The following is a 14,262-nucleotide window of genomic DNA, read 5'->3' on the forward strand; positions in this document are numbered from 1 at the left end:
CGTAGAAATTCGCCATGTCATCTTTATTGGACTTTTTGAACATCCTCTTTTAAGAAGATAGCTTATATAGTCTATCAAATCACCTGCTGGTGGGTCTAGAGAAACATAACAGACCACAGGAAGAGTTATTGAAAGCTGCAAGCATATTTTCCTTTGGGAAAAAAACATTACTCAGGCAGTATTTATTGTGGCTCTCTATTTGAGAAATAATTCGGAAATAAGATTTCAAAATACAAAGCATAAACTCTATTTAGAACGAAGATAACGTGTAAGGTCACTGCTGCAGCGGACCGTTTTGCTGTCCTAGAGACATGCTCTTTATCTAACCTTTTCTAAGAAGAGCGCTTGGTAAAAGTGGATCTTCAGATGATGCTTTTCCTTTAGGAGTCAAAACAGCCCACCTCCGCTAGAAGGGGATCCTGTACTGTTTAATACAACTTAGCCAATAGAAATTAGACCAGTAAAGAACATTTTTTTCTTGGTGCATATAAAAATGTCCGTCATGATTACTTTCTATGTATAAAAGCTATTCCCGATATTTACTACCCCATGCTGTGACATCATTTAAATTGCCAAATCAACCATTTGAAACATTAAAATGATGTGGTATCTTGATAAATACCTTCCTAAAGCCTTGAAAATACATGTTTCACCGTATCTAAGAACTTAGTTTGCACGTACCTTAAATAAAGGCAATAAACCAAATAAGCAGAAAAAAATATTTTAAAATATATTTTAGTTGAAATTTATAGAAAGTTTGTGCATAATGGGAAAAAGGCTTAAGGGGGAATTTTCCGTGAAACAAGAAAAAGTCGTTTATCGCTTTTTTCAATATGTAGGAGAGCCGTTAACAGCAAGAAAAGAACTGGCGTTTGAAGAGCAGTTGTATGCACAATTATTATTGGACGAGCTTTGTTTTAACTGGAATAAATCTCACTTGGAAGATAAAATAAATCATGCAATTGAAACAAATAATTATAATGATTTTAAGAAATATAGTAAAGCTTACAAACAATATGTTTGGGAAGATTAAGCATACAAGCATAGGACGCTGTCTAAAGCGTGCCTATGCTTTTTTGTTTCTGTAATTATGCTTTTTACCGAAGTGAATATTTAGTAAATTCATATTGATTAAAAAACTGATAGGATAAACCAAATAAATCCATTATAATGCAAGTAAGAGGGGGGATAAGATGGACTCAAAATCGAAAAAGAAAATACAGCGCAGCTGGATGATGTATGATTTTGGAAACTCTGCTTTTGCAACAACGATTATGGCGGCAGTACTGCCGGTTTATTATTCAACTGTTGCTGCTTCGGGGCTGGATGATCATTTAGCAACGAGTTATTGGGGTTATTCACAATCTATCTCTGTTTTAATCGTAGCTATCCTTGCACCAATTCTGGGTGCTATCAGTGATTCTTCTGCGGCAAAGAAAAAATTTCTTCGTTTTTTTGCGTTTATGGGGATTATTGCAAGTATTCTAATGATCTTTATCAGTGAAGGCGATTATTTGCTCGCTTCTTTATTATTTATTATTGGTTCGATCGGGTTCTCCGGCGGAAATATATTTTATGATGGTTTTCTGCCAGAGATTGCAGAAAAAGAAGAGATGGATAAAGTATCATCAGGAGGCTTTGCATATGGATATATTGGCGGCGGAATTCTACTAGCCATTAATGTCATGATGGTATTAAATCCGTCATGGTTTGGTATTGCAGATACAGAGTGGGCAACCAGAATTTCACTTGCTTCTGTAGGAATATGGTGGCTTATTTTTACGATTCCGCTGCTTAAAAATATAAAAGAAGAGAAAAAAGAGAAAGTGGAACGGACGAAATCATATGTATCAATCGGTTTTCAACGAGTGGGTAATACTTTCCGGGAAATGAAACAATTCAAACAGCTGATTATTTTTCTGATAGCTTTCTGGCTTTATAATGACGGTATTTCCACCATTATTCGTATGGCTACTGTTTATGGAAGTGAGATAGGTATCGGCCCAAATGATTTAATTATTGCATTATTAATTACGCAGTTTGTCGGGATTCCATTTACATTCTTTTTCGGCTGGCTGGCGGTAAAAATTACAGCAAAAAAAGCCTTATTTATTACTTTATATGTTTATTTAGGAATAGTTATTATTGGTTATTTTATGAGTACAGCATTACATTTTTATATCTTAGCGATTATTGTAGGTATGGTCCAAGGAGGAGCGCAATCATTGAGCCGGTCTATTTTTGGAAGAATGATTCCGACTGGCAAGCACGCTGAGTTTTTTGGATTTTACGGTATTTCATCCAAATTTGCAGCCGTCATTGGACCGTTTATGTTTGCGCTTATTGGACAGCTGACAGGGAATAGCCGTTTAGGAATTCTGTCACTTATCTTTTTCTTTATTATTGGAATACTTCTCCTGAAATTTGTAGATATTGATAAAGGAATAGAAGAGGCGAAAAGAGCTTCGAATAAAAATGAGGAAGTAAAAATACGTCCGCAATAAATTGAATAAAAACAAAAAGAAGCGCATGCTGTTTGATTATACGAAATCAAAAAACATGTGCTTCTTTTTATTATACAATTGGTGCACTAAAACGGTTTGTGAAATGATCTGCTAAATGTGTACCAGTATCATATGAAATATTACCAATACGGCGGATCAGCTGTTTTTTTATAGATTCTTCGGCTTCATTCCAATAGTCAAAAGCCAGAGGAAGTACGCTAACTACATCATTTAAGGCATCCGTATATAATTCTTCAAAGCTTTCCTCATATAACTCTCCTGTAGCTGAATGAACCCAGGATGTTTTTCCTTCATTAAGATAATCGACATATTCATCAGCCGGCTGATGTGAATAGGAGCGGATAAATGGTTTCAACAGTTTATTTTTCAAGCCTGACGGATCAGAAAAAAGCTTTTGAGCGGTAATCATATCCTGGTAAGCAGTTTGAACAGTGTTTGTTTGAAAAGACAAATCAGGATAAACTTTCCGGATAGCTTCATCCAACAGATATAGAATGGCTGGCGACAGCATTTCGCCGAGGTAAATCTCTTCAAATACCGGATGCTTCCAAATCTCTTTTTGCCGATGTTTTAAAGCCATTTTTGTATCAATAATTGTTTCCAGCAGCTGATGTTTGCTTCCTTGGTAACCGGCACGGTAATGGATATAGGGATGTGTATGACGGTCCAAAAAATGATGTGTGATAAACCCAATTACATAAGCTTTTACCTCGTCCGGTTGTCTGTTTGCCTTCTCAATAAGATACAGTAGAAAAGGGCCGCATTCTTTTGTATGTAATGCATTACCGATATCATGCCCGGCCTTTTGACCGGAAAGCCAAGGCCAGAATCGATAATAGAAAAAAGGATCGGGACCTTGTGCGCCCAGAAATAAAGCATTTCTGTCAGGAGAATCGGGTATATCAAATGATAGTGAATTACAAGCATCTTCTGCGAAAAAAATATGTGTCCAGATATTCGGCATGTTTTATTCCTCATTTCTGTCAGGTTTAAAATGGGTGAAAAAGATAATATTTTCTGAAAATAAGATTACCTATATCATATCACGAAAAAGAAATCGAAAAAAATGAAATAATTTGGTACACTAGATATGGATTCAGGAAAAGTTCAAGGAGGAATCAGGATGGATTATCGCATAGAAAAAGATACGATTGGGGAAATCAAGGTCCCTGCAGACAAATATTGGGGAGCACAGACACAGCGCAGTAAGCAGAACTTTCCGATTGGTCAGGAAACAATGCCTGTAGAAATTATTAAAGCGTTTGCAATTTTAAAAAGAAGTACAGCAATTGCTAACTTTGAGCTGGGCTTAATGGAAGAAGAAAAAGCAGAAGCAATAAAATATGCCGCAGATCAAGTATTAGCAGATAAATTAAATGAACATTTTCCACTGGTAGTCTGGCAAACAGGAAGCGGGACACAATCAAATATGAATGTAAATGAAGTATTGGCTTATGTGGGTAATGGATGGTTAAAAGAGCAGGGCAGTGAATTAAAGCTTCACCCAAATGATGATGTGAATAAATCGCAAAGCTCAAATGATACATATCCTACAGCCATGCATGTAGCAGCGGTATTAAAATTGGAAGATACAGTGTTGCCTGCCATTCAACAATTAAAGGGAACCTTGGAAGAAAAGCAAAATAAATTCGCTGATATTGTAAAAATTGGCAGAACTCATCTGCAGGATGCAACACCACTGACATTAGGTCAGGAAATCAGCGGCTGGCATCGGATGTTAGAAAAATCGTACACAATGATCAAAGAAAGTAACGAACATCTGCGGGAATTGGCTATTGGCGGAACAGCTGTAGGAACTGGTTTAAATGCACATCCAGATTTCTCAGAAAAGGTTTGTAAAGCTATTTCAGAGTATACTGGAAAAAGCTTTATTTCTGCAAAAAATAAATTTCATGCATTAACTAGTCATGATGAGACTGTTTATGCCCACGGAGCATTAAAAGGACTTGCTGCAGATATGATGAAAATTGCCAATGATGTCCGCTGGTTAGCAAGTGGACCACGCTGCGGGATTGGAGAAATCACGATTCCAGCAAATGAGCCGGGCAGCTCTATCATGCCAGGGAAAGTAAACCCGACCCAAAGTGAAGCAGTAACCATGGTTGCGACACAGGTAATGGGAAATGATACAGCAATCGGTTTTGCTGCGAGTCAAGGGAATTTTGAATTAAATGTATTCAAACCTGTCATCGCTTATAACTTCTTACAGTCCAGTCAATTGCTAGCAGACAGCATTCTTTCCTTTGATGAGCGTTGTGCTGTAGGAATTGAAGCAAACCTGGAGCAAATCGAGAAAAACCTGCATGGCTCGCTAATGCTGGTAACAGCTTTAAACCCGCATATCGGCTATGAAAATGCTGCGAAAATTGCTAAAACAGCCTTTGCTGATAATGCAACATTAAAAGAAACAGCGGTGAAGCTAGGCTTACTGACAGCTGAGCAATTTGACGAATACGTGAAACCAGAAGAAATGACACATCCAAAATAAGTACAAGCAATCCGGAAAAACTGTTGAGTTTCTATTTTAAAACTCAACAGTTTTTTTGAGTAGAAAAAGCGGAATATTGGTGTGAAAGTAAACTTTTTTGTGTGAAAATCCAATATGCAGGACAAGACTCTCTGCAAATGATGTAACCGCTATCGAAAGCTGGAAAACACCAAGGAAATCGCTTCGCTTCCCTTGCAATCTTTTGAAGGGTACTATAAGCTGAACTTAAATTAAAAACTTCCATTTGAACTTTTTTCTCACTTATAATCGGTTTATTGTTTTCCTTTCTCTATTATTTATTGTTGAAGAGAAGATTTACATGCGAATAATTATAAAATACATAGAAATAGTTAATAGGTTTTACGCAGCCAGTTATATTTTACTGTTCTGTTTGGAGCGGAACTATAATGGAGGTGTCCGATGAAAAAGGTGAAAAAAGCATTCATGCAGCAAGGAGAGGATTATCATGGTAAAACAGAAGGAATTTACAGTTGCAGATGCAATTGTAAAAGAACTTGTCAAGGCAGGAGTAGATACAATTTTTGGAATTGTCAGTATCCATAATATGCCTATTTATGAGGCGATGCTGGAGGAAGGTTCCATCCGAATGGCGACTGCACGGGGAGAGAGTGGTGCCGTTAATATGGCAGATGCTTATTCACGCACAACAGGTAAATTAGGTGTTGTGCTTACCAGTACAGGGGCCGGAGCAGGTAATGGGGCAGGCTCATTAACGGAAACCTGGAATTCAGGAACACCGCTTCTTCACATTACAGGAGAAGCAAATTATAGCTATATTGGAAAAGATTTACGCTACATTCATGAATGTAAAGATCAGCAAAAAATGATGGAGGGTGTTAATAAAACATCTTACTTATTACGGCTGCCTCGTCAGATTACACCATTTATGCGGACAGCCATTAACGAGGCTCTCGAAGTCCCTAAAGGTCCTGTCACTGTATCTATTCCAACGAATTTCCAAGCACAGATTATCCCGCAAAACCAGATTATCGAGACAGAAATACAGCCGAAGAAGACAGAAATTACTGTACCAGAAGAAATAATTGAAGCAATTATATCTGCGAAAAGGCCGATTGTTTGGACAGGCGATGGCATTATTCATTCCGGAGCATCTGAAGAGCTTTTAACATTAGTAGAAAAGCTTCATCCGGCAGTTGTGACAAGTGAATCTGGAAAAGGCGGCATCCCGGAAAATCATCCGCTTTGTATCGGAAATTTTGCTGCAACGCCACAATTTACAGAGCTTCTGAAAAAATCAGATTTACTTATTAGTATCGGCGTCAGATTTCGTGAAACAGAAACCGCTGAAGGTACGCTGCCTTTGCCGGAAAATCATATCAATATTGATTTGAACCCACATGCTTTTAATCGTAATTATGCTACAAAATCCGGATTAATTGGTGATGCGAAAGCAGTTTTACAAACAATTAATAAAACGCTTGCAGAAAAACATGTTCAATCAGACAATTCCTATGTCGAAGAAATAAAAGCGTGCCGCCAAGCTGTTCGGAATGATTTAAACGAAACCATCCAGCCTTATGGAGAGTTTGCCCGTATTATGAATAAGCAATTGCCGGAAAACACAATTTTAGTAACGGATGTAACGATGCATGGATATATATGGGGAAACAAACTGGTAAATATTCATGAGCCTGGGAACTATCTGCATATGACCGGTGGAGGAATTGGGCAGGGGTTGCCGATGGCAGTCGGCGCAAAAATAGCGCAGCCGGAAAAGCCGGTTGTTTTAATAGCTGGTGATGGAGGGTTTATGGTGAATGCTGGAGAGATGATTTCAGCTGTTCAGGAGGATGCGCCAATCATTGTTTTGCTGTTTGATGACGGTGGCTATGGAATCCTGCAGTATTATCAGGATGCAGCGTATGGCAGACAGACAGCTGTTCATTTGAAAAATCCTGATTTTGCGATGATGGCAAAATCGATGGGCTTTGAAGCGGAAAAAGTAACATCTGCCAGTGAATTTGATAGCGTTCTGGAAAAAGCACTTGCAAGCAATCAATCCTGTATGATTGTTGTCGATGCCAATAAAATTGGTGATTTGAAATATGAAGATTCACCAGAATATATTCAATCATTCCGACCGCATCAATAATAAAGCAGCTAGAATCAATCAGATTTTATCAAAGGAGAATCGTAATATGACAAAACATTTAAAGCTGTATATAGATGGAGAATGGACCGATTCTGCCAATCCAAACATGCAGGACGTGATTAACCCTGCAAACCAGGAGGTTATTGCGAAAGCCTCACAAGCTACAAAAGAGGAAACAGAAAAAGCAATTTGTACTGCTAAAAAAACATTTGAAAGCGGCGTCTGGTCGGAACTGACGCCGGGAGAAAGAGCAGAGATACTGCTTCAAATTGCAGATAAGATAGAAGTAAATTTGAATGAATTGGCAGAGCTTGAAGTAATGAATAACGGTAAAACAAAAAGAGAAGCTGATGCTGATGTGGAAGACGCCGTAAATACCTTCCGTTATTATGCCGGGTTGTTACACAATCAAACTGATGAAACCTTTGAGGCAGACAAAGATTTGCAAACAGTGATTGTGAAAGAGCCGATAGGAGTAGCCGGTTTAATTGTACCTTGGAATTTTCCAATTCTGATGAGCGTTTGGAAAATAGCACCTGCTCTGGCAGCAGGGAATTCCATTATTTTAAAGCCTGCAGAGATAACTCCGGTAACAGCAGTTAAGCTTTATGAACTTATAGAACAGACAGATTTACCTAAAGGTGTTTCGCAGCTGCTGCTGGGAACAGGATCTGTTGTTGGCCAGACACTTGCTGAAAGTAATGATGTGGACATTGTTTCCTTCACAGGCAGCACGAAGGTCGGGCAGCAAATTATGCAGGCTGCGGCGGGAAATTTAAAAAAAGTTTCCCTTGAGCTGGGCGGGAAATCTCCGAATATTATTTTAGGTGATGCAAACATTGATTTAGCAGTAGATTATGCTTTATTCGGTATTTTTATGGGAGCTGGACAAGTCTGTACGTCCGGAAGCCGGCTGCTTATTCAGGAAAACATTTATGATGAATTTATAGAAAAATATATAGAAAGAGCGAGTGCCATTCGTGTCGGTCCTGGAAAGGATACAAAATCAGAAATGGGAGCGATTGTCAGCGAAAGACACATGGAAAGCATTTTAAACTATATCCAAATTGGAAAAGAAGAGGGTGCACGTCTGGCCTTAGGCGGCAACCGTATAGAAAAAAACGGTTTGGAGAAAGGCTTTTTCATTGAGCCGACAATATTTACGGATGTTACAAGCGATATGCGTATCGTCCGGGAAGAAATTTTTGGTCCTGTTATTGTTATTCAGAAATTTAAAGATGAAAAGGATGCAATTCAAATCGCAAATGATACCGATTACGGGCTTGCAGGTTCAGTATTTACCAAGGAGCAGGGCAAGGCTATCCGCATCATAAAGAAGATACGTGCCGGCATTACATGGGTGAATACATATCACTTATCCAGTGTACAATCTCCGTGGGGAGGATATAAAACAAGCGGTATCGGAAGAAGTCTTGGGAAATATGGGTTGAATGAATATCAGGAGACAAAACAAATTAATATCAGCATAAACCCTGAGAGACTTGACTGGTTTGATGGAAATAAATAATTTGAAAGAAAAATAAAGGAGAAGAGAAATGTTAAAACCATACTTAGTTCTAGAATGGAATGATACAGAAACAGATGCTCAAGGCTGGCTTGTTGTTCAAAATTTAAAAAAGGGATATTCCGGCGGAGGAACCAGAATGCATCCTTCCGTAACGAAAAAAGAAGTGATCCGGCTTGCTGAAGCAATGGCTTATAAATATGTAGCAAGCGGTTCTCAAACCACAGGCGGATGTAAAGCAGGAATTGCTTATGATTATAAAGCGCCGGATGCACACGGTGTATTAAAACGATTTTTAATCGCTATGATGCCGTATATTGATAACGGTGTGTCCTTAGGGAATGATTTAGGAACAAAATACGAAGATATCCTGGAAGTCTTCCATGAATTTAGTATTGATATCCCGCTGACAAAATCAATGAAAGAAGATCCCGTCGTCTTAAAAGGAATAAAAGACTATGATTATTTGTTAACACAAAAAATGGATGGGCTTCTTTTAAACGATATTGTTACAGGCTACGGAGCTGCATTTGCAACAGATGAAGCATGGAAGTTTACGAATGGAAAAGGTGGGGCAAAAGTAGTTATTCAGGGATTTGGCTGTGTTGGTGCCAGCTGCGCATTAAAATTGCATAACCTGGGATACAAGGTAGTAGGTATTTCTGATGCTAATTTATTGGTAAGCTGTGAAGAAGGATTAGATATTCCTTCCCTTATTGAACATAAAAATGAATATGGTGAAATGGATCAGGCTTATTTTGAACCAGACTATCGTGTAAGACCAAACAATGAGTGGCTGGACGTAGATACAGATATTTTAATTCCTTGTGCACTGGAAGATGTGATTAATGAATCCAATGCAGATAAAGTCAATGCAAGCCTGATTGCAGAAGCAGCAAATATTCCGATTTCTGCTGGAGGAGACAAAATCATTAAAGAAAAAGGAATTCATTTAGTAAATGATTATGTAGTGAATTTAGGATCTGTACGTGCTTATGATGTAGTGGTATTCGGTCTTGTAGACCCGACGCCTCAAGCTGTGATAGATGATATTGAACAGCTGTGCCGGAAAAATGTACAGCATTTGTTTATGGAAGCTGAAAAACAAAAAAGATATCAGAGGGAAGTAGCAAATGAGCTTTTTAAGCCTGGGAAAAGTGATTTATTAGAATATTAAAAGACAGTGGAGAGCGCAGAGTGATGCGTTCTCCATTTTACAAATCAGATAACAGTTAAGGCGGGGTATTCGGATGGAAAAAATCTTAAAAGAGAAATTAGCAGACATTCAACAGCGATTATGGGATATAAGCGATAAAATGTACCATAACCCGGAATTGGGAGATGAAGAATTTGCATCAATGGAGCTTTTGACGAATTTGTTAAGAGAACATCAATTTCAAGTGGAGACAAATATTATTAATCGTCCGACTGCATTCAAAGCAGCTTATGACAGCGGCAAGCCTGGCCCGGCAATCGCCTATTTGGCAGAATATGATGCACTGCCCGAGATTGGTCATGGCTGTGGACATAATTTAATTGGAACGATGAGTACTGGCGCAGGAATAGCTTTAAGCAAGGTGCTCGATCAAACAGGAGGGAAAGTGATTGTCTTTGGTACACCTGCAGAAGAAACGAACGGAGCAAAGGTGCCAATGAGCAAAGAAGGTATCTTTAATGATATGGATGTGGCTATGATTCTTCATCCGGAAGGCGAATCCAGAGAAAGTGGAGCTTCACTGGCAAATGATGCGCTTGAATTTAAATATACAGGAAAAGCAGCGCATGCAGCCGCATCTCCTGAAGAGGGAATTAACGCGCTTGACAGTGTTATTCAATTATACAATGGTATAAATGCTTTAAGAGAGCATTTACCAGATGACATCAGTATACATGGAATCATTACTAAGGGCGGAGAGGCAGCGAATGTTGTCCCTGATTTGGCTGCGGCTGAATTTTATATTCGGGCCCAATCACGCCAAACTTTAGATGAAGCCAAAGAGAGGGTCATGCAGATTGCAAAAGGAGCAGCATTAATAACTGGCGCGGAAATCGAGATAATAGAACAGGAAGGTAGTTATAATAATATGGTGACTAACCGGACGCTTTCAGATATATTTACAAAAAATTTAAAAGCAGCAACTGGTGAAATTGTATATCCTCCTCAGCTTTTGAAAGCTTCTATGGATATGGGAGATGTGAGTCGGGTTGTACCGGCAATACATCCATCGATTGGAATAGGTGACGCTTCACTGGTTCTGCATACAAAAGCGTTCGCAGATCAGACTGTTAGTCCAGCTGGGAAGCAGGCTCTGGTTAATGGTGCACTGGCATTAGCTTGTACCGGCTATGATATTTTATCCGATACTGTATTATTGGATGAAATAGAAAAAGAGTTTGAAGAAGTAAAGGAGTAACATCGTTTTTGAGCCATCTCTTTTATATGTATAGAATGTAAGGAGTTTGAATAAAAGTGTTTGGCTGCAGTAAAATTTTATAATTATAAACGATAAGCTATTTGCCATCATAATTACCAATAATTAACTATCATAAGTTCAGAAAAAATGCAGATGATATGTTTACAGGAGGTGATAACTATGGCAAATAACAATTCAAACCAATTAGTAGTGCCTGGAGTACAACAAGCTCTTGATCAAATGAAGTACGAAATTGCTCAAGAATTTGGTGTAAACCTTGGTCCAGATTCAACTTCTCGTGCAAACGGTTCTGTAGGTGGGGAAATCACTAAACGTTTAGTGCAAACTGCTCAACAACAAATGCATGGTAAATAATTTTATTTAAAAAAATATTACTGGCTAACAGGGGGAGCTCATTATGAGCTCCCCCTTACCAATTTTTTATTTTAGAATTGTATTAACGTATACGCTGTTCATTGTCTTTATCAAAGAAGTGGACTTTATTCATATCAAAGGAAAGCTCTAATTCGTCTCCGCCTTGTACATCAGTACGGGAATCAACACGTGCAACAAATTCCTGTCCATCAATACTGGAATAAAGAATAGATTCAGCTCCCATTAACTCAGCAACTTCAATTTTTGCTGTTATTTTTGAATCAGGAGAAGCTTCCAGGAAAACCAGCTCATCATGGATATCCTCAGGACGAACACCAATAATCAGCTCTTTTCCTTCATATCCCTGATCACGCAGAGGTATCAGCTTCGCTTCTGGAATTAAGAAAGTGCTGCCGCCAATTTTGAATTTGTTTCCTTCCAGTGTTCCAGTAAAGAAATTCATGGATGGGGAGCCGATAAATCCGCCCACAAAAATATTTTCTGGTAAATCATACACATCCTTTGGAGCTCCAAGCTGCTGGATAACACCGTCTTTCATAACAACCAGTCTTGTTGCCATTGTCATTGCTTCCGTTTGGTCATGCGTTACATAGATGGTAGTCGTTTGCAGGCGCTGATGAAGCTTTTGGATTTCTGCACGCATTTGTACACGTAATTTGGCATCTAGGTTGGATAGAGGCTCATCCATCAGGAATACCTTTGCATCACGGACAATCGCACGTCCTAATGCAACACGCTGTCTTTGTCCACCTGACAATGCTTTCGGTTTTCTATCTAAGTATGCTTCCAAACCTAAAATTTTAGCAGCCTGATCAACCCGCTGTTTAATTTCTTCTTTTTTGAATTTACGAAGCTTAAGTCCAAATGCCATATTATCATATACATTCATATGCGGATATAGAGCATAGTTTTGGAATACCATAGCGATATCACGATCTTTTGGTGCGACATCGTTCATTAACTTTTCATCAATGTATAATTCTCCATCAGATATTTCTTCTAGGCCGGCAATCATACGCAGAGTCGTCGATTTTCCGCAGCCGGATGGGCCGACAAATACAATAAATTCTTTATCCTGGATATGTAGATTGAAATCTTTTACCGCCAATACATCTTTATCATATTTCTTTTGAATATGCTCTAATTTTAATTCTGCCATGCTTACATCTCCTTCGATTGTTTAAATTTCAAAAGTTTATATTTGAAAGCGTTTTAACATCTGGTTTCATTTTACTGAAAAAGCTGTAAAAACAATATGGAAATGTTGCACAAAATTATGTGTGGAAATTGTGCATGTTTGCCAGAATAGCTAAATAAACGGTAAAAGCCTTATCAAATTGTTTGATATCAATGCCTGTGCTTTCATGAAATTTATCAAGCCGATACTGTAAGCTGTTTCTGTGAATATATAATTTCTTTGCGGTTTCTGAGACATTTAAATTACATTCAATAAACATCTGAATGGTATCTAATGCTTCCTGATCTGTTGTAAACTCCTTTAAAATCCATTGGCTCAGCTGCTGCTGTTCTTTGGAGGAGAGAGTTTCAATAAGAAAAGAAGGATATACTTGGGTATAGTCAATCACAGCAGTATCCATTTTGCGAAAGCTCATCTCTGCCATCTGTGTGATTTGTTGGATATAGTCTTCTAAATCACTGTCATTTTCCAAGTAAGGACCGATGAAGAAAGTAGTTTTTACATATAATTCACTCATTAATGTATCCGCAAGATGATGATAAGCTAAATCTTCTTCCAAATAATTCTTGCGGTCTTCAATAATAAATCCTTTATTTCCATTATTCCAAAGAATAGATAAATCTCCATAAAAAAATTCTTGCAGGATTTGTTTAAATGTATCCAGATCAACCTGTCCTTTTTCAATTTGAAAGAAAATAAAACGATAGCGCCCTTCTTTTCCAAGGTTTTGGTTATTCTTTTCTTGAATGCGAATTTCCCATTCCTTTTCTTTGGATGTTTGGACTGGTAATTGAATTTGATAAGCGGGAAGAAAGGTGCCTAAAAGTATTCTATCTCTCTCAGTCAATTCTTTATTATCAATACCGATAATTGTATTTTCAAATTGATACCATCGATAATCAGGATTAATATCCTCACGGTTTTTGGGCAATTTTATTAAACTTGGGTAGAGTCTCTTTAATCGTTGTAAATTCAATCTTATTTCCCCTTTTTCATTTATGTATGAAGAAAAAAATCTTACATATAAATAATAATTAGTACAGCGGCTTTTTCCTTGAAAATATATATACTCCTTTTCATTATACCTGAAATATAACTGTAGAATTTTTTCGTGACACCAAATAGATATAGCTATACATACGTTAACAGCTTTGTTATAGTAGCAAGAGACGATGAAGGAGGAATTATATTTTATGGCAAATTTACAAGAGCAAGCAAATCAATTAGAACAAGCACTTCGTGAAAGCGCAGAATTTAAAGATTTAAAACAGGCTTATGATGCAGTGATGTCTGACCCTGCTGCAAAGCAAATGTTTGAAAACTTCCGTGAAACACAACTCAACCTACAAGAAAAGCATATGCAAGGCTTAGATATTTCCGAAGAAGAAATTGAAAAAGCAAGACAAATTGTTGAGACTGTACAACAGCATGAAGCAATCTCGAAATTAATGGAAGAAGAGCAAAAACTAAACAATGTGATTAACGAAATTTCTCAAATTATCACAAAACCATTAGAAGAACTCTATGGTGCTGCTGAATAAACAGTTTGATAAATACCCCG

At 37.9% G+C, this 14,262-nt stretch carries 12 protein-coding genes; 9 read left to right on the top strand and 3 right to left on the bottom strand.

Annotated features, from left to right (window positions below; all coding sequences use genetic code 11):
• Positions 1-796: 796 nt before the first annotated feature.
• Entirely contained in the window at positions 797-1,033 is a 237-nt protein-coding gene (locus tag MKY30_RS16630) for a hypothetical protein (RefSeq protein ID WP_077603344.1), read from the top strand.
• A gap of 160 nt (positions 1,034-1,193) precedes the next feature.
• The gene (locus MKY30_RS16635; RefSeq protein ID WP_341084856.1) at positions 1,194-2,504 is read left to right on the top strand and encodes an MFS transporter; all 1,311 of its coding nucleotides are present in this window, start codon (positions 1,194-1,196) and stop codon (positions 2,502-2,504) included.
• 70 nt (positions 2,505-2,574) lie between these two features.
• Here the strand turns inward: MKY30_RS16635 and MKY30_RS16640 are convergent, their stop codons facing one another.
• Positions 2,575-3,489 carry a zinc dependent phospholipase C family protein gene (locus MKY30_RS16640; RefSeq protein WP_147208182.1) on the bottom strand — a complete coding sequence of 305 codons (915 nt, stop codon included), beginning with the start codon at positions 3,487-3,489 and terminating at the stop codon, positions 2,575-2,577.
• 159 nt (positions 3,490-3,648) lie between these two features.
• Between MKY30_RS16640 and fumC the strand changes: the two genes are divergently transcribed.
• The 6 genes from fumC to MKY30_RS16670 all read left to right on the top strand — a co-directional run bounded on the left by fumC (position 3,649) and on the right by MKY30_RS16670 (position 11,482).
• On the top strand, positions 3,649-5,034 hold the full coding sequence (gene fumC / locus MKY30_RS16645) for a class II fumarate hydratase (protein ID WP_147208180.1): 1,386 nt from the start codon (positions 3,649-3,651) through the stop codon (positions 5,032-5,034).
• A gap of 466 nt (positions 5,035-5,500) precedes the next feature.
• The gene (locus MKY30_RS16650; protein WP_341084859.1) at positions 5,501-7,168 is read left to right on the top strand and encodes a thiamine pyrophosphate-binding protein; all 1,668 of its coding nucleotides are present in this window, start codon (positions 5,501-5,503) and stop codon (positions 7,166-7,168) included.
• A gap of 46 nt (positions 7,169-7,214) precedes the next feature.
• A complete protein-coding gene (locus tag MKY30_RS16655) occupies positions 7,215-8,696 on the top strand; it encodes an aldehyde dehydrogenase family protein (protein ID WP_339285916.1) in 1,482 nt (493 codons plus the stop codon).
• A 28-nt stretch (positions 8,697-8,724) separates the two neighbouring features.
• A complete protein-coding gene (locus MKY30_RS16660) occupies positions 8,725-9,870 on the top strand; it encodes a Glu/Leu/Phe/Val dehydrogenase dimerization domain-containing protein (RefSeq protein ID WP_339285918.1) in 1,146 nt (381 codons plus the stop codon).
• A 73-nt stretch (positions 9,871-9,943) separates the two neighbouring features.
• On the top strand, positions 9,944-11,107 hold the full coding sequence (locus MKY30_RS16665) for a M20 family metallopeptidase (protein WP_339285920.1): 1,164 nt from the start codon (positions 9,944-9,946) through the stop codon (positions 11,105-11,107).
• A gap of 180 nt (positions 11,108-11,287) precedes the next feature.
• Positions 11,288-11,482 (top strand): alpha/beta-type small acid-soluble spore protein, encoded by a 195-nt coding sequence (locus MKY30_RS16670; protein ID WP_077603336.1) that lies wholly within the window; start codon positions 11,288-11,290, stop codon positions 11,480-11,482.
• Between the two features lie 82 nt (positions 11,483-11,564).
• Here the strand turns inward: MKY30_RS16670 and MKY30_RS16675 are convergent, their stop codons facing one another.
• Positions 11,565-12,662, bottom strand: coding sequence for an ABC transporter ATP-binding protein (locus MKY30_RS16675; protein ID WP_077603335.1), 1,098 nt, complete (start codon positions 12,660-12,662; stop codon positions 11,565-11,567).
• 115 nt (positions 12,663-12,777) lie between these two features.
• Complete coding sequence (locus tag MKY30_RS16680; RefSeq protein ID WP_147208170.1) at positions 12,778-13,677, bottom strand: PucR family transcriptional regulator; 900 nt, start codon at positions 13,675-13,677, stop codon at positions 12,778-12,780.
• Positions 13,678-13,894: 217 nt separating this feature from the next.
• Between MKY30_RS16680 and MKY30_RS16685 the strand changes: the two genes are divergently transcribed.
• A complete protein-coding gene (locus MKY30_RS16685; protein ID WP_147208168.1) occupies positions 13,895-14,242 on the top strand; it encodes a YlbF family regulator in 348 nt (115 codons plus the stop codon).
• Positions 14,243-14,262 lie beyond the last annotated feature (20 nt).

The sequence above is a fragment of the Oceanobacillus sp. FSL W8-0428 genome (assembly GCF_038004405.1).
Classification (GTDB): domain Bacteria; phylum Bacillota; class Bacilli; order Bacillales; family Amphibacillaceae; genus Oceanobacillus; species Oceanobacillus sojae.

Excerpts from the sequence above, each read along its gene's own strand:
- MKY30_RS16635 (WP_341084856.1), top strand. The coding sequence starts at position 1,194 with ATGGACTCAAAATCGAAAAAGAAAATACAGCGCAGCTGGATGATGTAT.
- MKY30_RS16640 (WP_147208182.1), bottom strand. The coding sequence starts at position 3,489 with ATGCCGAATATCTGGACACATATTTTTTTCGCAGAAGATGCTTGTAAT.
- fumC (WP_147208180.1), top strand. The coding sequence starts at position 3,649 with ATGGATTATCGCATAGAAAAAGATACGATTGGGGAAATCAAGGTCCCT.
- MKY30_RS16650 (WP_341084859.1), top strand. The coding sequence starts at position 5,501 with ATGGTAAAACAGAAGGAATTTACAGTTGCAGATGCAATTGTAAAAGAA.
- MKY30_RS16655 (WP_339285916.1), top strand. The coding sequence starts at position 7,215 with ATGACAAAACATTTAAAGCTGTATATAGATGGAGAATGGACCGATTCT.
- MKY30_RS16660 (WP_339285918.1), top strand. The coding sequence starts at position 8,725 with ATGTTAAAACCATACTTAGTTCTAGAATGGAATGATACAGAAACAGAT.
- MKY30_RS16665 (WP_339285920.1), top strand. The coding sequence starts at position 9,944 with ATGGAAAAAATCTTAAAAGAGAAATTAGCAGACATTCAACAGCGATTA.
- MKY30_RS16670 (WP_077603336.1), top strand. The coding sequence starts at position 11,288 with ATGGCAAATAACAATTCAAACCAATTAGTAGTGCCTGGAGTACAACAA.
- MKY30_RS16675 (WP_077603335.1), bottom strand. The coding sequence starts at position 12,662 with ATGGCAGAATTAAAATTAGAGCATATTCAAAAGAAATATGATAAAGAT.
- MKY30_RS16685 (WP_147208168.1), top strand. The coding sequence starts at position 13,895 with ATGGCAAATTTACAAGAGCAAGCAAATCAATTAGAACAAGCACTTCGT.